At 67.2% G+C, this 19,100-nt stretch carries 17 protein-coding genes; 7 read left to right on the top strand and 10 right to left on the bottom strand.

What is annotated here, in order from left to right:
* Nucleotides 1–27: 27 nt before the first annotated feature.
* Genes ABNQ38_RS02820 through ABNQ38_RS02800 form a run of 5 tightly spaced genes read right to left on the bottom strand, consistent with a single transcriptional unit; the run spans nucleotide 28 to nucleotide 6,196 of the window.
* On the bottom strand, nucleotides 28–1,329 hold the full coding sequence (locus ABNQ38_RS02820) for a four-carbon acid sugar kinase family protein (protein WP_377805586.1): 1,302 nt from the start codon (nucleotides 1,327–1,329) through the stop codon (nucleotides 28–30).
* Between the two features lie 5 nt (nucleotides 1,330–1,334).
* On the bottom strand, nucleotides 1,335–2,615 hold the full coding sequence (locus tag ABNQ38_RS02815; RefSeq protein WP_377805585.1) for a ribulose-bisphosphate carboxylase large subunit family protein: 1,281 nt from the start codon (nucleotides 2,613–2,615) through the stop codon (nucleotides 1,335–1,337).
* 12 nt (nucleotides 2,616–2,627) lie between these two features.
* Nucleotides 2,628–3,167 (bottom strand): VOC family protein, encoded by a 540-nt coding sequence (locus ABNQ38_RS02810; RefSeq protein ID WP_174469651.1) that lies wholly within the window; start codon nucleotides 3,165–3,167, stop codon nucleotides 2,628–2,630.
* A gap of 43 nt (nucleotides 3,168–3,210) precedes the next feature.
* Nucleotides 3,211–5,106, bottom strand: coding sequence for a TRAP transporter large permease subunit (locus ABNQ38_RS02805; protein ID WP_377805584.1), 1,896 nt, complete (start codon nucleotides 5,104–5,106; stop codon nucleotides 3,211–3,213).
* 49 nt (nucleotides 5,107–5,155) lie between these two features.
* Complete coding sequence (locus ABNQ38_RS02800) at nucleotides 5,156–6,196, bottom strand: TRAP transporter substrate-binding protein (protein ID WP_376963694.1); 1,041 nt, start codon at nucleotides 6,194–6,196, stop codon at nucleotides 5,156–5,158.
* 142 nt (nucleotides 6,197–6,338) lie between these two features.
* Here ABNQ38_RS02800 and ABNQ38_RS02795 point away from each other — a divergent pair, with 142 nt between their 5' ends.
* Nucleotides 6,339–7,427 (top strand): LacI family DNA-binding transcriptional regulator, encoded by a 1,089-nt coding sequence (locus tag ABNQ38_RS02795; RefSeq protein ID WP_377805583.1) that lies wholly within the window; start codon nucleotides 6,339–6,341, stop codon nucleotides 7,425–7,427.
* Nucleotides 7,428–7,487: 60 nt separating this feature from the next.
* Here ABNQ38_RS02795 and ABNQ38_RS02790 read toward each other — a convergent pair whose 3' ends face one another.
* From ABNQ38_RS02790 to ABNQ38_RS02780, 3 genes are all read right to left on the bottom strand, one after another.
* Nucleotides 7,488–10,676: an efflux RND transporter permease subunit gene (locus ABNQ38_RS02790; protein ID WP_377805582.1), complete on the bottom strand. Its 3,189-nt coding sequence runs from the start codon at nucleotides 10,674–10,676 to the stop codon at nucleotides 7,488–7,490.
* Nucleotides 10,677–10,761: 85 nt separating this feature from the next.
* The gene (locus ABNQ38_RS02785; protein ID WP_377805581.1) at nucleotides 10,762–11,925 is read right to left on the bottom strand and encodes an efflux RND transporter periplasmic adaptor subunit; all 1,164 of its coding nucleotides are present in this window, start codon (nucleotides 11,923–11,925) and stop codon (nucleotides 10,762–10,764) included.
* A gap of 5 nt (nucleotides 11,926–11,930) precedes the next feature.
* Nucleotides 11,931–12,692 (bottom strand): alpha/beta hydrolase, encoded by a 762-nt coding sequence (locus tag ABNQ38_RS02780; protein WP_377805580.1) that lies wholly within the window; start codon nucleotides 12,690–12,692, stop codon nucleotides 11,931–11,933.
* 249 nt (nucleotides 12,693–12,941) lie between these two features.
* Between ABNQ38_RS02780 and ABNQ38_RS02775 the strand changes: the two genes are divergently transcribed.
* Nucleotides 12,942–13,148: a hypothetical protein gene (locus ABNQ38_RS02775; protein WP_377805579.1), complete on the top strand. Its 207-nt coding sequence runs from the start codon at nucleotides 12,942–12,944 to the stop codon at nucleotides 13,146–13,148.
* A 19-nt stretch (nucleotides 13,149–13,167) separates the two neighbouring features.
* On the opposite strand, the gene ABNQ38_RS02770 is transcribed toward ABNQ38_RS02775, so the two are convergent.
* On the bottom strand, nucleotides 13,168–13,653 hold the full coding sequence (locus ABNQ38_RS02770; RefSeq protein WP_377805578.1) for a MarR family winged helix-turn-helix transcriptional regulator: 486 nt from the start codon (nucleotides 13,651–13,653) through the stop codon (nucleotides 13,168–13,170).
* A 186-nt stretch (nucleotides 13,654–13,839) separates the two neighbouring features.
* Here ABNQ38_RS02770 and ABNQ38_RS02765 point away from each other — a divergent pair, with 186 nt between their 5' ends.
* Nucleotides 13,840–14,292, top strand: a complete 453-nt coding sequence (locus ABNQ38_RS02765; RefSeq protein ID WP_377805577.1) for a hypothetical protein — start codon at nucleotides 13,840–13,842, stop codon at nucleotides 14,290–14,292.
* 387 nt (nucleotides 14,293–14,679) lie between these two features.
* Nucleotides 14,680–14,895 (top strand): hypothetical protein, encoded by a 216-nt coding sequence (locus ABNQ38_RS02760; protein WP_377805576.1) that lies wholly within the window; start codon nucleotides 14,680–14,682, stop codon nucleotides 14,893–14,895.
* 28 nt (nucleotides 14,896–14,923) lie between these two features.
* Here the strand turns inward: ABNQ38_RS02760 and ABNQ38_RS02755 are convergent, their stop codons facing one another.
* The gene (locus ABNQ38_RS02755; RefSeq protein WP_377805575.1) at nucleotides 14,924–15,463 is read right to left on the bottom strand and encodes a GNAT family N-acetyltransferase; all 540 of its coding nucleotides are present in this window, start codon (nucleotides 15,461–15,463) and stop codon (nucleotides 14,924–14,926) included.
* Nucleotides 15,464–15,723: 260 nt separating this feature from the next.
* On the opposite strand from ABNQ38_RS02755, the gene ABNQ38_RS02750 reads away from it, so the two are divergent.
* The 3 genes from ABNQ38_RS02750 to ABNQ38_RS02740 all read left to right on the top strand — a co-directional run bounded on the left by ABNQ38_RS02750 (nucleotide 15,724) and on the right by ABNQ38_RS02740 (nucleotide 19,094).
* Complete coding sequence (locus ABNQ38_RS02750) at nucleotides 15,724–17,049, top strand: solute carrier family 23 protein (protein ID WP_377805574.1); 1,326 nt, start codon at nucleotides 15,724–15,726, stop codon at nucleotides 17,047–17,049.
* A 174-nt stretch (nucleotides 17,050–17,223) separates the two neighbouring features.
* The gene (locus tag ABNQ38_RS02745; RefSeq protein ID WP_377805573.1) at nucleotides 17,224–17,931 is read left to right on the top strand and encodes a hypothetical protein; all 708 of its coding nucleotides are present in this window, start codon (nucleotides 17,224–17,226) and stop codon (nucleotides 17,929–17,931) included.
* Nucleotides 17,932–18,086: 155 nt separating this feature from the next.
* The gene (locus tag ABNQ38_RS02740; RefSeq protein ID WP_377805572.1) at nucleotides 18,087–19,094 is read left to right on the top strand and encodes a LysR substrate-binding domain-containing protein; all 1,008 of its coding nucleotides are present in this window, start codon (nucleotides 18,087–18,089) and stop codon (nucleotides 19,092–19,094) included.
* The last annotated feature ends 6 nt before the right edge of the window (nucleotides 19,095–19,100 follow it).

The following is a 19,100-nucleotide window of genomic DNA, read 5'->3' as shown; positions in this document are numbered from 1 at the left end:
AGGGGCCCTCTCCTCAAGAGGAGAGGGCTACCCCAGCAGCCGCTCGAACAGATCCTCGCCGCCCATCTGCCCGCCTTTCAGCATCAGCTCCAGCCCATCGATCGAAGGGTCGTCGGCATGGGTGCGGCTGACGGTGACGCCCGGCGCCAGCGTGCAGCGGTAGGACAAGCCCCAGCACCCCAGCGCCCGCACCGCGAGGCTGGAGGTGTCGCCGCCGGCAATGCCGACCCGGCGCAGAGCCACCCGCCGCAGCACCGCCGCAACGAAATCTGCCGTCGCCGCCGCGACCCGCCCGGCCTGGGCGGTGTCCGCCGTCCCGGATTCCGCCGGTGCCGTCCACACCAGCGTGTGGCGCCCGGCCGCCAGCGACGCCGCCACCTCGCCCAACAAAGTTTCCGCATAGCCGGGGTCGCCGCACAGCGCCGCCGCATCGGCCTGGATTCGCGTGTAGGACGCCGCCGCCTCGATCTGCCGCCGCGTCACCGGCGACAGGCTGCCCGCCATCAGGAACACCGGCGAGTCCGCCGCAGCCAGCGGCACGTCCTCCGCCATCCGTTCGGTGGAACCGCCATTCCAATGCGCCACCAGCGCCTGGGCCACGCTGCTCGGCCCGACCGCAAATAACGGCTCGCGCCCGGCCCGCTCCCAGATCAGCCGTCCGACAACCGCCAGATCCTCGGCCCGCGCCACGTCCAGCAGCAGCGCCGACGGCCCGTCCGCCAAAAGCCGCTCCAGCCGCCCGTCCAGCGCATCGCTGTCCAGCCCGTAATCCGGGAAATGCAGCGCCGCCATCCCCTCCAGCCCCTGCGCCGCGAGATGCCGGCGCAGGTCGGCCTCCGCCATCGGGGTGACGGGGTGGACGCTCATCGTCGGGTGGCGGTCGATGCGGTGGACCACCCCGCCGGTGCCCGCCGCGGCGAACAAGGTGCTGAACAGGCAATAGCGCCCGATGTTCGGCTGTCCGCCCACCACCGGGCGGAAGCGGTTGGGGAAATGCGGTGCCAGCGTCCGCACCGCCTCGCCGATGCTGCCGACATGGGCTGCGCTGTCGAAGGTGGAGCAGCATTTGTAATGCATCACCGCCACGCCGAGTGCGGCGAAGAAGCGGCCGACCGGCTCCAGCTCCGCCCGCATGGCGTCCGGCGCCATGCTGCGCGCTGCCCCGGCGATGCCCACCGCATCGAGCGGCCCCGCTTCCCCCAACCGGGCGACGTCCGGCACGTCGAGGAACAGCAGCGCCCGCTGCCCGGCCTTCGCCAATGCTGCCAGCGTGTCGGTCGCCCCGGTGAAGTCGTCGCCGTACCAGCCGAGCTTCGGGATCGCAGCCATCCCCCTCAGCCCTTCTTTCCGAAAAAGTCGAGCGACCGCCGCAGCTCCGGCTGCCCTGCCGCCGCTTCGTCCAGGCTGCGCCCGGCCCGCACGGCGTCCCAGGCCTGCCGGATGCTCCGCACGCCGGCCGCCGGCCCGTCGGGATGGGCCATGATGCCGCCGCCGGACATGAACAGCAGATCGGCGGTCCCCACCGCCTTCCAGGTGACCGGCACCGTGCCGGCCCATTGCCCGGAGGAGAAGGCCGGCATCACGGCGTCGGACGCATCGGGCGCATCCGCCGCCAGCGGCGCCAGACAGGCCCGCGCGCCCTCGATGACCTCCGCGTCGGGCTGGGCGAACTTGCCGTTCAGCCCGTGGACATGCATGTGGTCCACCCCCGCCAGCCGCCACAGCGCCTGATAGGCGTCGAAACCGATGCCCAGCAGCGGATGGCGGGAGAAGGCGCCAAAGCCGTTGCGGTGGCCGTGCAGCACCAGCCCGCTGTGCCGGCGCAGCGTCTGCACCGCCGAATAGCCGCACCAGTTCAGGCTGACCATGATGCAGGACCCGCCCTCGCGCTCCACCAGATCGGCGTGGCGGCGCATGGCGTCGGTCTCGTCGGTGATGTTGAAGGCGACCATCACATGCTTGCCGGTGCGGTCCTGGTGGCGGCGCACCCGGTCCATCACCGCCGGGATGCGCTGGGCCAGCGGCGCATCGGCCGGATCGGCGCAGATCTCGTCGTCCTTGATGAAGTCCAGCCCGGCGGCGCACAGCGTGCCGACCAGCTCGCCGGTCTCTTCGGCCGACAGCCCGACATTCGGCTTGATGATCGAGCCGACCAGCGGCCCGTCCGCCACCCCGGTCAGCCGCCTTGTGCCGGCGACGCCGTGGCGCGGCAGGTCGAACTGCGAGCGGTAGGCCTGCGGGAGGCGCAAGGACTCCAGCCGCAGCCCCGTCACCTCGCCCAGGTCATAGAGGTTGCCGGCCACCGTCGCCGCCAGCGTCGGCAGATTGGCGCCGATGTTGGCGGCGGGGAAGGAGATGGTGACGCGCGCCCGCTGCCAGGGCCCTGGATTGCGCTGCCGCTCCAGCCAGGTGTTGGGCAGGGCAGGGGTCTCGGCGACGTCCAGCTTCTCGACCGATTCGACGATGGCGCGGGCACGGGCCCGCAGATCGTCGGTCTCGCCATGGACGCGGGTGAAGGTGCCGCAGGACTGCTCCCCCGCCATCACCTCGGCCACCTTGCCCGGGGCGAGGGGGGTTTCGATCAGGTATGTCGCTTCGATGCGGTCGGCGTGCATGGTGGCCGCCCCTTACAGCTTGCTCAGGTCCGGGAACGGCCGCACCGGGTCGCTGCCGTCCCAGCCCATCGACGCCTCGCGGATCAGGTCGAACATCTTGCCCTTCGGCCCGGCGACCTCCGACAGCTCGATCACCGTGCCGGGGTGGTATTCGGTGTCGAAATAGATGAAGCGGCCCTTCTCGCCGACCTCGCCGCTCATCACCGGCTTGAAGCCCTGCGCCAGCAGCCGCTCCAGATCGGCGTCGTAATCCTCGGTCCAGTAGGCGACATGCTGCAAACCGGTGTTCCCGGCCTGGAGGAAGTCGCGGTACATCGACGGCGCGTCGTTGCGGGTCTGGATCAGCTCCATCTGCAACGGGCCGGAGTTGGCCAGCGCCACCGAATTGTGAACCTCGTAGGATTCGCCGCGGTAGCTGTAGTTCCGGATCGGAACCCGCTCGTTGTAGAACCAGGGGCCGATGCCGAGCGTGCGGCTCCAATAGTCCATGGCGGCTTCGATGTCGCGCACGACGTAGCCAGCCTGACGGATCTGGCCGAAGAATCGGCTCATTGAGGGAACTCCGATAAGAGGGAAACGAGTGGCGCCGGTGGCTTTAACGAGCCAGGAACCCGGTCGAAATCCAGGGAATGGCGGCGACGATCACCAGCCCGACCAGCAGCGCGCCGACATAGCCCCAGATGTGCTTCAGGCCGTCGTCGGGATTGACCTTGCTGATGGCGCAGGCGCCGTAGTAACCGACGCCGAAGGGCGGGGCGAACAGGCCGATGCCCATGGCGAAGATGACGACCATCGCATAGTGGACCTCATGCACCCCGGCCGCGCGGGCGATGGGGAACAGCAGCGGTCCGAACAGCACGATGGCGGGGATGCCCTCCAGCACGCTGCCCAGGATGATGAAGGCGACGATGGAGATGGCGAGGAAGCCGTAGGCGCCGCCGGGGATGCCGGCCATGAAGCGCGCCAGATCGGACGAGAAGCCGGACTGGGTCAGGCCCCAGGCCATCGAGGTGGCGCAGCCGACGATGAAGATGATGGCCCCGGTCAGCGACGCCGTCTCGATCAGCATCGGCTTCAGCCGGCGCCAGTCGAACTGGCGGTAGATCAGCAGCCCGGCGATGGTGGAATAGGCGATGCCGATGGTCGACACCTCGGTCGCCGTCGCGATGCCCTCGACCACCGCGGCGCGGATGACGAAGGGCAGCAGGATGGCGGGCAGCGCCACCATGGCGAGGCGGGCGATCTCGCGGCCGGGGGTACGCTCGACATGGCTCAGATCCTCGTTGCGGTAGCGCCGCCAGACGACGAAGCACAGGCAGGCGCCCAGGACCACGCCCGGCAGCATGCCGCCGGTGAACAGGGCGGCGATGGACACGCCGGTGACCGAGCCGATGGTGATCAGCACGATGCTGGGCGGGATGGTCTCGGTCTGCGCGCCGGTCGCCGACAAGAGCGCCACCAGATCGCCCGGAGGGGCGCCGCGCTTCTTCATCTCCGGGAACAGCACCGGGGCGATGGCCGCCATGTCGGCGATCTTCGATCCGGAGATGCCCGACACCAGATACATCGCGCCGATCAGCACATAGGACAGGCCGCCGCGCACATGGCCGAGCAGGCTGGCGAGGAACTGGATCATGGCGCGGGCCATGCCGGTCATCTCGATCAGCAATCCTAGGAACACGAACAGCGGCACCGCCAGCAGGATCAGGTGGCTCATCCCCTCGTCCAGCCGGCCGACCATCACCAGCAGCGGCGTCGAGGTGGTCAGCGCCAGATAGGAGAAGGTGGCGAGCGCGAAGGAGAAGGCGATGGGCACGCCGGCGAAGACGTTGGCGGCGACCAGCCCGACGAAGAAGATGACGAGGTTCAGCTGCCCCAGCGGCTTCAGCATCGGCCCGGCGACCCAGAAGCCGGCGACGATGGCGCCGGTCACCAGCGCCGCCGCCAGCACCGTCAAGGGCCTGGCGACGCGCAACAGGCGGAACAGCGCCGCCACCAGCATCAGCCCCAACCCGACCGGCAGGGCCGACGCCCGCCACGCGTTGGAAATCTCCATCGCAGGGGTGGTGATGAACTGCTCTTCCATCGCGTAATCGACGGCGTGGTAGAGCACCAGCGTCAGGAAGGCGATGGGGGCGGTGATGGCGATGCATTCCAAAAGGCTGCGCGCCTGCGGGCCGACGCGGCTGACCAGCCCGGTCATCCGCATATGCTCGCCCCGGCGCAGCGCCACCACCGCACCCAGCATCGACAGCCACAGGAAAAGGATGGAGGCCAGCTCGTCCGACCACACCAGCGGGGTGTGGAACAGGTAGCGGGCGGTGACGCCGGCCAGCAGGACGATGATTTCGACCAGCACCAGAAGGCCCGCCACGACCTCGATTCCGACGGACAGGCCGTGGTCGATCCTGCGCAGCAACGAGCCTCCGCCGGCACCCAGAGTGCCGGGCGCCTCGGCAAAGCCGTGGACCGGCTCGGACATGTGGGACATGGCGGGATGTTCCTTCATGCGGGAAGACCTGAATGGACTGCGGCTGCGGTCAGGCGAGCTTGCCGACCGCCTCTTCCAGCAGGCCCCAGGCTTCGTCGCCGAAACGGCCCTTCCATTCGCCATAGAAGCCGCTGTCGCGCAGCTTGGCGCGGAAGCTGTCGGGTGCCGGCTGGTTGAAGGTCAGCCCCTTCGATTCCAGGTCGGCCTTGACCGACTGGTTCAGCGCCTTGATGTCGCCGCGCTGGGCCACGCCGGCGTCGTTGATGGCGTTGGCGACGATGGTCTGCATGTCCGCCGGCAGGCCCTTCCAGGCGCGGCCGTTGGCGATGAACCAGAAGCCGTCCCAGATGTGGTTCGACAGCGAGCAGTATTTCTGCACCTCGTACAGCTTGGCGACCTGGATGATCGGCAGCGGGTTCTCCTGCGCATCGACGATCCGGGTCTGCAGCGACGAATAGACCTCGCTGAACTGCAGGCTGGTCGGGGCGGCGCCCAGCCCTTTGAACATGGCGATGCTGAGCGGGCTGACCGGAACGCGGATCTTCAGGCCGCCCATGTCGGCGGCGGAATTGATCGCCTTGTCGCCGCTGGTCATCTGGCGGAAGCCGTTGTCCCACATCTTGTCGAAGGCATAGAGTCCGACCTTGGAGATCGCCTCGCGGACATGGGCGCCCAGCTTGCCGTCCATCGCCTTCCAGACCTGATCGTAGTCTGAGAAGGCGAAGCCGACCGCGTTGATCGCGGCGACCGGAACCAGCGTGGCGATCACCAGCGCCGACGGCGTGAAGAAGGTCAGGCCGCCGCTGCGCACCTGCGACAGCATGTCGGTGTCGCCGCCGAGCTGGTTGTTGGGGAAGATCTTGACCACGACCTTGCCGTTCGACTCCTTGGCGATCCGCTCCGCCGCCTCGTTGGCGCGGACGTTCAGCGGATGGGTCAGCGGCAGGTTGTTGCCGTATTTCAGCTCGAACTCGGCGGCGCGCGCGATGTGCGGCATGCCGATCACGGCACCGGCGGCACCGATCGCCGGAATGGCGGCGGGGGTGGCGGCGATGGCCTTCAGCATCGTGCGGCGGCTCAGACTGGTCATTTCAAACCTCCCATGGATTACCGGCCGACGTTGCTGTTTCCGGCCTTGCGTTTCTGATGTGATCTGATGTCAATTGATGATTGTTGGATGGACGGTATGTCTAGAGCCGATAAGTGTCAAACGACAAAGATGATGGTTTTTGATGGTCTCTGTGAAGGACGATCCGGAAGCCGGCGCAACTGTCCGCGGCCTGCCGCGGGTGGTCGACATCGCCCAGGCGGCGGGCGTGTCCACCGCCACGGTGGACCGCGTGCTGAACAACCGGCCGGGGGTGCGCGCCGCCACCGTGCAGCGGGTGCTGAAGGCGGCGGCGGAGCTGGACTATCTGCCCGACGGCGACCTCCATGCCGCGGCGGGTCAGAAGCCGATGCGGCTGTCCTTCCTGCTGCCCGCCGGCAACAACCGCTTCCTGACCGGGCTGGGCGAGATGATCCGCCGTGCCGACTCCATGCTCGCCCCGCACGGGGTCAAGGCCCAGGTGGAGTTCATCAAGAGCTTCAATCCGGAGCTGCTGGCGCGCAGCCTGTTCCAGCATGGCCGCCGCGCCGACGGCGTCGCCTTCATGGCGCTGGAGCATCCGGCGGTGCGCGAGGCGGTGGACGCGCTGGCCGACCGCAACGTGCCGAGCGTGACGCTGATCTCCGACATCCTGAACTGCCGGCGTGCCGGCTATGTCGGGCTGGACAACCGCGCGGCCGGCCGCACCGCCGGCTACCTGATCGCGCGTTTTTTGAAACACCGCCCGGCCAAGGTGGCGATGATCGCCGGCAGCCTCAGCTACCGCGCCCATGAGGACCGCGAGATGGGCTTCCTCCATGTCCTGAAGGAGATCGCCCCCGACATCGAGGTGGTGGGCCTGCGCGAAGGCCATGACGACGAGGGGAAGAGCTACCGCCAGACCCGCATGCTGCTGGGCCTGCATCCCGACCTTGCCGGGGTCTACAACATCGGCGGCGGAGCGGAGGGCGTGGCCCGCGCGCTGAAGGAGACGCGGCGCGAGCGCGAGATGGTCTTCATTACCCACGGCCTGACCACCGAAACGCGCGGCCTGCTGATCGACGGGGCGCTGGACGCGGTGATCACCCAGGATCCGCGCAACACCCTGTCGGCCTGCGTCGGCATATTCACCAACCTGCGCGCCGGCCGCCCAGCGATGCAGGGCGTTGAAACGCCGAGGGCGGAAGTGATCTTCCGCGAAAACCTGCCGAAGAACATGCTGCCGGACGAATGAGAAAGGGCGGCGCGGCCCTTGTGAGGCCGCGCCGCCCTTCTTCATTCAACCCTTCTTCATTCAGCCCATCTTCCACTCCGCCGGCGGCACTCCGCCTTCCGCCGGCGCGTCCACCCGACGCTCCGCTCCGGCCAGCTTGCGCAGCAGCACGTAGAACACCGGGGTCAGCACCAGACCGAACAGCGTCACGCCGATCATGCCGGCGAACACCGCCACACCCATGGCGTGCCGCATCTCGGCACCGGCTCCGCTGGAGGTGACCAGCGGCACCACGCCCATGATGAAGGCGATGGAGGTCATCAGGATCGGCCGCAGCCGCAGCCGGCTCGCCTCGATGGCCGCCTGCACCACGTCGCGCCCCTCATGCTCCAGCTCGCGGGCGAACTCGACGATCAGGATGGCGTTCTTCGCCGACAGGCCGACCAGGACCATGAAGCCGATCTGCGTGAAGATGTTGTTGTCGCCCCCGGTCAGCCACACCCCGAACAGGGCGGACAGCACGCTCATCGGCACGATCAGCAGGATGGCGAGCGGCAGGGTCAGGCTCTCGTACTGCGCCGCCAGCACTAGGAACACCAGCAGCACGCTGATCGGGAACACCCACAGCCCCGCATTGCCGACCAGGATCTTCTGATAGGTCAGGTCGGTCCATTCCAGCTTCACGCCGCGCGGCAGCACTTCCGCCGCGATGCGCTCCGCCGCCGCTTCCGCCTGTCCCGACGAGAAGCCGGGCGCCGGCCCGCCATTGACGTCGGCGGCGGTGAAGCCGTTGTAGCGCACCACCATCTCCGGCCCGTAGCCCGGCTGCACCGTGACCAGCGAGGACAGCGGCACCATGGTCCCCGCGGCGTTGCGGGTCTTCAGCACGCCGATGTCGTCGGCGGTGTCGCGGAAGGGCGCGTCGGCCTGCACCCGCACCTGGTAGACGCGGCCGAAGGCGTTGAAGTCGTTGACGTAGAGCGATCCCAGATAGATCTGCATGGTGTCGAACACGTCGGCGACGTTGACGCCCAGCTGCTTGGCCTTCACCCGGTCGAGATCAACGTCCAGCTGCGGCACGTTGATCTGGTAGGCGGAGAAGGTCGGCCCCAGCTCCGGCGTCTGCGCGGCGCGCTTGACGAAGGCGTTCACCGCCTCGCTCAGCGCCTCGTAGCCGAGGTTGCCGCGGTCCTCCAGCTGCATCTTGAAGCCGCCCAGCTGCCCCAGACCCATCACCGGCGGCGGCGGGAAGATGGCGACGAAGGCCTCCTTCAGCCCGGCATAGCGCTGTTGCAGATCCATGGCGATGGCGCCGGCCGACAGCGACGGATCCTTGCGCTCGGCAAACGGCTTCAGCGTGACGAAGACGATGCCGGCGCTGGACGAGTTGGTGAAGCCGTTGACCGACAGGCCGGGGAAGGCGACGGCGCTCTGCACGCCGGGGCGCTTCAGCGCGATGTCGGTCATCTCGCGGATCACCGCCTCGGTGCGGTCGAGCGAGGCGCCGTTGGGAAGCTGGGCGAAGCTGATCAGATACTCCTTGTCCTGCATCGGCACGAAGCCCGACGGCACCGAACGGCCGAGCAGCACCGTGGCGCCGATCAGCAGCGCATAGACCGCCAGCATGACGCCCTTGCGCCGCACCACCCCGCCGACGCCGCGGCCGTAGCCCTCCGACGCGCGGTGGAACACCCGGTTGAACAGCCGGAAGAAGCCGCCGAACACCCGGTTCATCGCGCGGGTCAGCCAGTCCTGCGGCTCGTCATGGCCGCGCAGCAGCACCGCCGCCAGGGCCGGCGACAGGGTCAGCGAGTTGAAGGCGGAGATCACGGTGGAGATCGCGATGGTCATCGCGAACTGCTTGTAGAACTCGCCGGTCAGGCCGGTCATGGCGGCCAGCGGCACGAAGACGGCGACCAGCGTCAGTGCAATCGCGATGATCGGGCCGCTGACCTCCTGCATGGCGCGGATGGTGGCGTCGCGGGCCGACAGGCCGGACGCGATGTTGCGCTCGACATTCTCGACCACGACGATGGCGTCGTCGACGACAATGCCGATGGCCAGCACCATGCCGAACAGCGACAGCGCGTTGATCGAGAAGCCGAAGGCCAGCAGCAGCGAGAAGGTGCCGACGATGGAGATCGGCACCGCCAGCAGCGGGATGATCGACGCCCGCCAGGTTTGCAGGAAGACGATCACCACCAGCACGACGAGCGCCACCGCCTCCAGCAGCGTGTGCACCACCGCCTCGATGGAGGAGCGGACGAACTGCGTCGGGTCGTAGACGATGGAGTAGTCGACGCCGTCGGGCATGTCGCCCTTCAGCTCCGCCATCACCTTGCGCACCTCGTCGGAGATGGCGAGCGCGTTGGCGTCCGGCGTCTGGGTGATGCCGAGCGCCACCGCCGGCTTGTTGTCGAGCAGCGAGCGCAAGCCATACTGCGCCGCGGCCAGCTCCACCCGCGCGACGTCGCGCAGCCGGGTGACGCCGCCCTCCTCGCCGGTCTTCAGCACGATGTCGCCGAACTCGTCGGCGGTCTTCAGCCGGCCGCGCGCGTTGATCGACAGCTGCATCGGCACGTCGGGCAGCGAGGGCGAGGCGCCGATCACGCCGGCCGCCACCTGGACATTCTGTTCGCGGATGGAATTGACCACGTCGGTCGCGGTCAGCCCGCGCTGCGCCACCTTGCCGGGGTCGAGCCACACCCGCATGGCATAGTCGCCGGCCCCCCACACCTGCACCTCGCCGACGCCGGAAATGCGGGTCAGCCGGTCCTTGACGTTCAGCACCGCGTAGTTGCGCAGGTACGTCATGTCATAGCGGTCGTTGGGCGACAGCAGATGCACGACCATGGTCAGCGTCGGCGAGCTTTTCACCGTGGCGACGCCCAGCCGCTGCACGTCGGACGGCAGCCGCGGCATCGCCTGGGCCACGCGGTTCTGCACCAGCTGCTGCGCCTTGTCCGGGTCGGTGCCCAGCTTGAAGGTCACCGTCAGCGCCAGATTGCCGTCGCTGTTGGCCTGCGACTGCATGTAGAGCATGCCTTCGACGCCGTTGATCTGCTCCTCCAGCGGGGAGGCGACGGTTTCGGCGATGACCTTGGGGTTGGCGCCGGGGAACTGCGCGCGCACCACGACGGACGGCGGCACCACCTCCGGATATTCGGAAATCGGCAGGCGGAAGACCGCGATGGCCCCCGCCAGGAACAGCGCCACCGACAGCACGCCGGCAAAGATCGGCCTGTCGATGAAGAATTTCGAGATGTTCATCTGGGGTCTCCCAGGGTGCACGTTCCCCATCCCTCCCCGCACCGGGCGAGGAGGGCCAGCCAACGCGCACACCTTTGTTCGTGTCTTAGCGGGCCGCCGTCTGGGTCTTCTCCATCCCCATGGCGACCGTCTTCGGCGTCACCGCCATGCCCGGCCGGGCGTGCTGCATGCCGTTGACCACCACCTGCTCGCCGGCGGACAGCCCCGCCGTCACCACGCGCAGCCCGTTCTGCAAGGCGCCGAGCTTCACCGGCCGGTATTCCACCTTGTTCTCCGGCGTCACCACCAGGACGAACTTCTTGTCCTGGTCGGTGCCGATGGCGCGGTCGTCGACCAGCAGCGCGTCATAGGGCTTGGTGCCCCCCACCTTCACCCGCGCATACAGCCCCGGCACCAGCGTGCCGTCGCCATTGTCGAAGCGGGCGCGCACGCGGATGGTGCCGGACACGCTGTCCAGCCGGTTGTCGACATGCTCGACCATGCCCGACCGCGAGTAATCCTCCTCGTTGGCGAGGCCGAGCCGGACCGGGATCGTCCCTGAATCGCGCATCGGCGCGATGTGGCGCAGATAGGTCTGCTCATCGACGTCGAAGGAGGCGTAGATCGGCGATTCCGACACCAGCGTGGTCAGCGGCTCCGCCGCCGCCCCGGCGGCCACCACATTGCCGACCGTCCGTTCCGCCCGCGACACCCGGCCCGACACCGGCGCCGTCACCCGCGTGTAGCCGAGATTGAGCCGCGCGATGTCCAGCGCCGCCTGCGCCGCTTTCAGATTGGCGGTCGCCTCGCGGGCGGCGTTGTCGCGCTGGTCCATGGTGCTGCGCGAGATGGTGTCGTCGCGCACCAGCTTCTGCGCGCGGTCGAGGTCGGCGACGGTGAAGCGCACCCGCGCCTGCGCCGCGGCGACCTGCGCCTCGGCCCGCGCCACCTCCGCCTCATAGGGGCGGGGGTCGATGGTGAACAGCACATCGCCCTGTTTCACCAGGGCGCCGTTGCGGAAATGCACGGCGACGATGGATCCCGGCACCTGCGGCCGGATGTCGACGCGGTCGACCGCCTCCAGCCGGCCGGAATAGGACTGCCAGTCCGTCACCGGACGGGCCAGCACGGTGGCGACATCCACCTCGGCTGGCGGCGGGGCGGGCGATGCCGTTTGCGCTTCGGCCGGGCTTCGCAGGGTGACGGCGCCGGTCAGCGCCGCCACGGAAACACCGGCCGCGATCAGAAGGGAAAGTGTTTTGCGGGACATGACGTTTACCTGTGGCTCGAAGGATGGGAATGGGCGCCGGTCAGGCGGCGCCGGAAGAAATCGGCTGCGGCGGCCAGCGCCGGCGGGTGGTGGGCGAGGCCGGCATGGCTGACCCCGGCGAAGCGGGTGACCTCGGTCGGCACCCCGGCGTCGATCAGCCGGGCGGCATAGCTTTCCGCCTCCGGCCGCAGCACGTCGTTCTGCGCCGTGGCGATCAGGATCGGCGGCAGCCGGCCGAGCCGGCGCGATTCCAGCGGTGCGGCATAGGGATGCAGCCGCAGCGCCGCCTCCGGCAGATAGGCGCGGTAACAGCGCGCGCAGTCGGTCACGCTGCCCTCACCGTCCCCGACCCGCGTCAGGCTGGGATCGAGCATCGGTCCGAACAGCGCCTGCGCTGCGATTTCCGGCCCGCCGCGGTCGCGGGCGAGCAGGGTGAGCGACACCGCGACATGCCCGCCGGCATCGTGGCCGGCGACGCCCAGCGGTCCGGCCCGTTCGGCCAGCCACACCGCTGCGGCATGGGCATCCTCGATGGCGGCAGGAAAGGGATTGGCGGGGGCCAGCGCATAGCCGACCGCCACCACCAGCGCCGGGATGCTCTCCGCCAGCGCCGTCGCCGTGATCTCCACCTCCTCGACGGAGCCGGAGGTGAAGCCGCCGCCATGGAAATACAGCAGTCCGGGCAGCGGCCCGGCAACCGCGGGCCTGAACAGGCACAGCGGAACCTTGCGGCCTTCCACCATCAGTGACGTGCGTGAACGTTCCATTCCGATCCGGCGACCAGCGCCCCTCCTGCAATGCGGCAAGAGGGATAATGTGCAAGCGACCGGGTGGGATAAAGCCGCTGCGGCTGGGAACAGAATTCAGCCGGGACGAACAATCGGGGCGGGGTGGCGTGGGGTGTTCGCTGGAAATGGGCTATTCGGGCGGGGTGCCATCCCGGCGCGAAGGGCGTTCGCATCCGGCTGCACGTTCCTATATGCTCAACGGAAAGCATAACGATGGAGGAAGCGGGAATGCGCTATCACATCACGGGGAGTTCTCAAGTTGGCGTTATGGGCCTGAAGCGGGACACTCTCGAAGGTGCGCTCAAGAAGGCCAACGAACTCCGCCAAGAAGGCATTTATAGCGAAGTGTTGATCATTGATACCGAGACGGGAGATGTTGTCAAAGAGCCTTTGCCTGACGGCGATCAGGAAGATTCCAGAAAACCCGCTCTCTGACGAAAACCGGGACCGGCGGCTAACAGGACACGTGCTGCCCAAATTCCCGATTTGGGATTGGCAGGGGGCGGTCCAGGCGGGCCAACAGTTCGGCAAGCACGGTCCCGGTGGTGTGCAACGCCTCCTCGGAGAACACCTGCCCCAGGTCGGCAGCCCACAGGTCGCATAGCCGGTCGGCCTCCGAGAAGGCGCGCGCACCTGCGTCCGTCAGGACGTAAAGCGGGGAGCGCTCATGGGACGGATTGGGGCGCCGTTCCAGCAATCTCTCTTCCATCAGCAGGTTCAGTTGCTTCTGCGCCCCTTGGCGGGTGATCCCCATGGCGTCGGCGATTTGTGGTGCGGTCAGCGGCTGACCAGCCAAGCTCAGCGCCCCCAACACTTGCCACCGGGCACTGGTCAGGTTCATTCCCTCAACCAACCGGTCGCCTTTCTCCAGCAGGCGTCCGTTGAGACGGAACACCAACACCATGAGGTCGGCCACCAGCTTCTCCTTCGAACGGGTCATCGCTTCCTCTGGTCGGACGATAAGGAACTCCAGATAAGCACGATTGACAACCGGCTGTCAAAATAATGTTGACAACCAGTTTCCATAATGGTAACCGGTTGTCAATAGCGCGGCGCCGGAGGTTCCCATGTCGCCCAACCGTGGGCCGGGTAGCGCGGCCCTATCCCCAAACCCGGCGAGGATCCGATGCTGAAACGACTACACGCCGCTGCCGGCTCCCTGGCACTTCTGACCCTGCTCTCCTTCTGGATCTCGACTGCGGTGGCTGAGGGCTTCCTGGGCTGGCCAGCGGTGGTCGTCGTCAAGGGCGCCATCGTCAACGGGCTGTTCGTCCTGGTCCCCGCCATGGCGGTGACGGGCGTGACCGGAGCCGTGCTGTCCAAGGGACGCGGCGGCGGGCTGGTGGCGGCCAAGACCATACGGATGAAGATCCTGGCCGCGAACGGTGTGCTGGTTATGATTCCGGCGGCGCTGTTCCTGAACTTCAAGGCCACGGCCAACGAGGCGGACGCCCTGTTCTTCCTGATCCAGGCCATTGAACTGGCCGTGGGCGCGGTGCAGATCGCCTTTCTGGTCAAGAACGCTCGTGACGGACTGCGCATGTCCGGGCGCCTGAGCGGGCGGCGTGCCCATGTATAAGGGTGCCGAAGACGGCTCATATCGTGGGCGTGCTTCCTGCCGGGTCGATAGGGACCTTGGTTGGCGTGGACCGGGGTGGTGCGGTCTATGAGGTGGAGTTTGCGAAGCCCTTCCACACTGTCGCCACCATTATGCCGGACGCCAGTCGACATGCACGTGCCTGACGTCGGCAAGGCGACGTTGGACCTCAAGAAGATCACCCATTACCTGCTGGTACCCGATCACCCCGAAGGCCAAGTTCTTCATGGCTTGCGGCTTCAACCATGACAATGTCGCAGCCTTCAAGGCGGCGCTACTGGCGCACCCGGTCAGGAATGTGATTGCGAAAACGGCCATGCCGCCATTGGGGGTGGAATATTCCGTCGAATGCACCTTTGACGACCCTAGATGGACGAGATCCCTGCGTCCGGATCATCTTTCGCCAATCTGACCCGCAAACGCCTGCGCCGGGGCAGCTTTCGAGACATCGTCGATTTCCAGGCTGCCATCCACGGCTTCATCAAGGAGCACGATAGGACAGCCAAGCGTTTCGTTTGCACAGCCTCTTCTGACCGCGTCATCGCCAGCGTCAATAAAGCTAAACGAGCGTCAAACGTGGGCTAATAAAATTGATATGTGGAAATTAAGCCTATCAATCAGTACTTGAAGCCCCTGTCGGCATTTTGAAATTCGTACGAGTTAAAAGGAATGATGTTACCGTTTGGCCATGATAGGTGACATCTCCGGTGGTGCAAAAGCCAAGCTTTTTAAGTACGTTCTGTGATCGAGTGTTGTTCGGGTGAGCGACGGCAATGACCGTATCGAGCTTTAGTCGGTTGAATCCATAATTTAGGATTGCTTGCCCTGCTTCAGTAGCGATCCCCTGCCTCCAAGCTTGCGGAACAAGGCGATAACCCATCTCCAGTTGATCATTATTGTCAAAGGGAAACAATGCGCACCAACCAAGAAATCCTGGGCGGTCGCGCCATTCGACAACCCATAGACCGCCTGCCTGAGGCCAACCCGATACAATCCGATATAGGATCTCCGCCCTGTGCTCTGCAGGGTCTGGCGCGAAACTGAAGATATAACGATGCACCTCAGGATCGAGATCCATCATCAAGTTGGCTTCTAGATCAGCTTCAGTTCGGGGGCGAAGAGTTAACCTTTCGGTTTCAATCACATCCACCATCTTTTCACCCTTCCTTGAGGCGCTGTCATGGTACCCAATCCTACGGGATAGAACCAAGAGAACCATTTTTTCTACATACGTTAAGGTTCGTCTGGCGCACACCATTGGATCAACCCTCCCGTGAGCCTGAGCATCTTTGCCGCTCCCCACGCCAATTCCGCACAAAAATGTGGCGCAACGCCCGCGCGGGCGCCAAAAAGCGGGCGACCAATCATCTCCCGGCACCATTGCCGTTCCACCCCTCTTCGGACAGACCCTCTATGGCAGATTTCTTCCCGCGCTGGCCGCTTGCGACCGGCCCCGTCGTCCAGCCGGACGAGCGCCTTCCCTGGGGCTCGACCCTGACGCTCGGCGTCCAGCATCTCGTCGCCATGTCCGGCTCGACCATCCTCGGGCCGTTGCTGATGGGGTTCGATCCGAACCTCGCGGTGCTGTTCTCCGGCATCGGCACCCTGCTGTTCCTCGTGCTCACCGCCGGGCGGGTGCCGAGCTATCTGGGATCCTCCTTTTCCTTCATCGCCGTGGTGATCGCGGTGACCGGCTACAGCGGCCAGGGACCCAACCCGAACATCGGGCCGGCGCTCGGCGGCATCATCGCCGCCGGTGTCGTCTATGTCCTGATCGGCCTGCTGGTGAGCTACACCAGCACCAACTGGATCGAGCGGCTGATGCCGCCGGCGGTCACCGGTGCGGTCGGTGCCGCCATCGGCCTCAACCTGTCGCCGGTCGCGGTCAAGGGCATCGAGGGCAGCGGTCCGCACATCCTCGTCGCCCTGTTCACGCTGCTCGCCACCGCCGTCATCGCGGTCTATGCCCCGCTCGCCATCCGCCGGGTGTCGATCCTCGTCGGCATCGCCGCCGGTTATGTCTTCTATCTCGTGCTGGCCAACGGCATGGGCCTGCTGCCGCCGGTCAGCTTCGCCGAGCTGGACGCCGCCCCCTGGTTCGGCATGCCGGCCTTCCGCACGCCGACCTTCGATGCCGGCGCCATGGCGCTGGTCGCCCCCATCGCCTTCATCCTCGTCGCCGAGAATCTCGGCCACATCAAGGCCATCGGCGCGATGACCGGGCGCAACCTCGACCGCTTCATCGGCCGCGGCTTCATCGGCGACGGCATCGCCACCATCGTTTCGGGCAGCGGCGGCGGCACTGGCGTCACCACCTATGTCGAGAACATGGGCGTGATGGCGGTCACCCGTGTCTTCTCCACCCTGATCTTCGTCGTCGCCGCCGTCGCCGCCATCCTGCTGGGCTTCTCGCCGAAGTTCGGCGCCCTGCTGCGGACCATCCCGGCCCCGGTGCTGGGTGGGCTGGCGACCGTCGTCTTCGGCCTGATCGCCGCGGCGATGGTGCGGCTGTGGGTCGACAACCGCGTCGATTTCTCCGATCCGCGCAACCTCATCACCGTCGGCGTGACGCTGGTGCTCGGCGCCGGCAACTTCACCGTCACCGCCGGCGGCTTCTCCATCGGCGGCATCGGCACCGCCACCATCGCCGCGCTCGGCCTCTACCAGCTGCTCGGCATCGGCCGGGCGCGCGAGGTCTCCCGCACCGCCGCCCAGCCGGACGGCGCGACGCTCCACTGACGGCGCCCCGCTGACGGCGAACCTCCTGCGCCGCCGCTCTCCCGGCACTTGCCGGTGACGGCGGCGGCGCACCGTCCCCTTGCAGCGCCCCCGGTTTTCACAAAAACTCTCCATTCAAGGACTAAAGTCCCATACCCTTTCCGCATTTGGTCCACCCACTTGCGGAGCCCTGCCATGCCTCTCGATCCCCGCAGCTTCACCGACGACAATTTCCCCCGTTGGGCCGAAGAGCCGCCAACCCCGTCCGAAGGCGCGCTGGTCCCCGGTTCGCAGTTCCATGAAGAGCAATGGATCATGGCCGCCGGCATGCTGGCCCGCGGCAACAGCTTCCTCCAGGTCTCGCGCGCCATGGGGTGCAGCCGGACGACGCTGTGGCGGGCCTATTACGGCTCCAAGGATTTCCGTCACAGAGTGTGGTGGGAGCGGCAGGCGCTGAACCGCGAGGCGGAACTGCGCCTGTCCTCGCTGCGGGTGCTGGTGGCCGAGCAGATCGAGCGGCTGGTCACCTCCGGCGACCCCGCCACCGTCCGCTGGCTGGCCGAGCGGCTCGGACTCATCCCCGGTCTCGGGACCGCCCGCACCGCCGCGCGGGACAGTTGGGAGGTGGCACCGGAGGCGAGGCCGGAAGACAGGCCGCGGGCGCCCCGCCCGGAAGACCCGCCCGCCGTCACCGTCCCCGAACTCGACGACGACGTCCCCGGCGCCATTCGCGAGCGCTGCCCGCCCAGCCCGGCCATGGTCGCCGCCGTCGTCGCCCAGCCGGAGGCGGCGGGGCCGAAGGGCGTTTTCCCCTGGACCGTCAACCAGTACGAGGACTACCCGAACCTCAACCCCGGCCCGGTGCCCCGCCGCGGTGCCGGCCCGTTTTCCGGGCGGCGGTAGATGGAACATCGGCGGGAAAGCGTTCCACGCCGTTCCATCCCGCCGCGGTACACCCGCCACCCCCCTTGATCCGCGCCCGCCCGGTTGCTATTCGCCAGTGTTCGGCGGACACTCTCCCAACTTGCGGGAGCCGCGATTGAAAGGACGGGGTCCGTATGGACAAGCTGCATGCGATGCGCGTCTTCATCCGGGTGGTCGAAGCGAACAGCTTCTCGAAGGCGGCGGAAACGCTGGGACTGCCGCGCGCCTCGGTGACGACGACCATCCAGAACCTGGAGGCGGCGCTGGGCGTTCGCCTGCTTCAGCGCACCACGCGCAAGCTCAGCCTGACGCTGGACGGTGCCGCCTATCTGGAGGGCGCCAGCCGCATCCTGTCGGAAATCGACGAGATCGAATCCACCTTCACCACCGCGCGCAAGACGCCGCGCGGCCGCTTGCGGGTGGACATGCCGGGCTCCATCGGCCGGCTGGTGATCATCCCCTCGATCCACGAGTTCCACGAAAAATATCCCGACATCGACCTGATGCTGGGGCTGGGCGACCGCGCCGTCGACCTGATCCAGGAGGGGGTGGACTGCGTCGTCCGCGTCGGCGAGCTGGCCGATTCCAGCCTGCTGGCGCGACGCATCGGTGCCGTCCAGCAGATCACCTGCGCCAGCCCGGCCTATCTCGCCGAGCATGGCGTGCCCAGGTCCATCGAGGATCTGGAGCGCCACATCGCGGTGAATTACTTCAGCAACCGCACCGGCCGGAACATGGAGCTGTGCTTCCAGCGCGACGGCGAGGTGCAGGAGATCACCATGAAGGGCGTCATCTCCGTCAACGACGCCGACGCCTATGTCACCTGCGGGCTGGAAGGGCAGGGCATCCTGCAACCCGCCCGCTTCATGGTGCTGCCGCACCTGCGCAGCGGCGCCCTGCGCGAGGTCCTGTCGGACTGGCGGCCGCCGCGGATGCCGATCTCCGCCGTCTACCCGCACAACCGCCACCTGTCGCCGAAGGTGCGGGTGTTCGTCGACTGGCTGGCCGAGCTGTTCGAGCGCTGCCCGCTGCTCCAGGGCGAGGAACTGCCGGGCGACCTGTGCGAGAAACACGAGAAGCAGAAGGCCGAGAAACCCAAGGCGCCGGTGGAGCGGGAAGAGGTGCGCGACTGCGTGATGTGAGGCGGC

It is taken from the genome of Azospirillum sp. A29, from assembly GCF_042604625.1.
Classification (GTDB): domain Bacteria; phylum Pseudomonadota; class Alphaproteobacteria; order Azospirillales; family Azospirillaceae; genus Azospirillum; species Azospirillum palustre.
This window is presented reverse-complemented; position numbering and strand designations above follow the sequence as displayed.

What these genes read in the sequence shown, in the direction of transcription:
- ABNQ38_RS02820 (WP_377805586.1), bottom strand. Translation starts at nt 1,329, where the DNA reads ATGGCTGCGATCCCGAAGCTCGGCTGGTACGGCGACGACTTCACCGGG.
- ABNQ38_RS02815 (WP_377805585.1), bottom strand. Translation starts at nt 2,615, where the DNA reads ATGCACGCCGACCGCATCGAAGCGACATACCTGATCGAAACCCCCCTC.
- ABNQ38_RS02810 (WP_174469651.1), bottom strand. Translation starts at nt 3,167, where the DNA reads ATGAGCCGATTCTTCGGCCAGATCCGTCAGGCTGGCTACGTCGTGCGC.
- ABNQ38_RS02805 (WP_377805584.1), bottom strand. Translation starts at nt 5,106, where the DNA reads ATGTCCCACATGTCCGAGCCGGTCCACGGCTTTGCCGAGGCGCCCGGC.
- ABNQ38_RS02800 (WP_376963694.1), bottom strand. Translation starts at nt 6,196, where the DNA reads ATGACCAGTCTGAGCCGCCGCACGATGCTGAAGGCCATCGCCGCCACC.
- ABNQ38_RS02795 (WP_377805583.1), top strand. Translation starts at nt 6,339, where the DNA reads ATGGTCTCTGTGAAGGACGATCCGGAAGCCGGCGCAACTGTCCGCGGC.
- ABNQ38_RS02790 (WP_377805582.1), bottom strand. Translation starts at nt 10,676, where the DNA reads ATGAACATCTCGAAATTCTTCATCGACAGGCCGATCTTTGCCGGCGTG.
- ABNQ38_RS02785 (WP_377805581.1), bottom strand. Translation starts at nt 11,925, where the DNA reads ATGTCCCGCAAAACACTTTCCCTTCTGATCGCGGCCGGTGTTTCCGTG.
- ABNQ38_RS02780 (WP_377805580.1), bottom strand. Translation starts at nt 12,692, where the DNA reads ATGGAACGTTCACGCACGTCACTGATGGTGGAAGGCCGCAAGGTTCCG.
- ABNQ38_RS02775 (WP_377805579.1), top strand. Translation starts at nt 12,942, where the DNA reads ATGCGCTATCACATCACGGGGAGTTCTCAAGTTGGCGTTATGGGCCTG.
- ABNQ38_RS02770 (WP_377805578.1), bottom strand. Translation starts at nt 13,653, where the DNA reads ATGACCCGTTCGAAGGAGAAGCTGGTGGCCGACCTCATGGTGTTGGTG.
- ABNQ38_RS02765 (WP_377805577.1), top strand. Translation starts at nt 13,840, where the DNA reads ATGCTGAAACGACTACACGCCGCTGCCGGCTCCCTGGCACTTCTGACC.
- ABNQ38_RS02760 (WP_377805576.1), top strand. Translation starts at nt 14,680, where the DNA reads ATGGACGAGATCCCTGCGTCCGGATCATCTTTCGCCAATCTGACCCGC.
- ABNQ38_RS02755 (WP_377805575.1), bottom strand. Translation starts at nt 15,463, where the DNA reads ATGGTGGATGTGATTGAAACCGAAAGGTTAACTCTTCGCCCCCGAACT.
- ABNQ38_RS02750 (WP_377805574.1), top strand. Translation starts at nt 15,724, where the DNA reads ATGGCAGATTTCTTCCCGCGCTGGCCGCTTGCGACCGGCCCCGTCGTC.
- ABNQ38_RS02745 (WP_377805573.1), top strand. Translation starts at nt 17,224, where the DNA reads ATGCCTCTCGATCCCCGCAGCTTCACCGACGACAATTTCCCCCGTTGG.
- ABNQ38_RS02740 (WP_377805572.1), top strand. Translation starts at nt 18,087, where the DNA reads ATGGACAAGCTGCATGCGATGCGCGTCTTCATCCGGGTGGTCGAAGCG.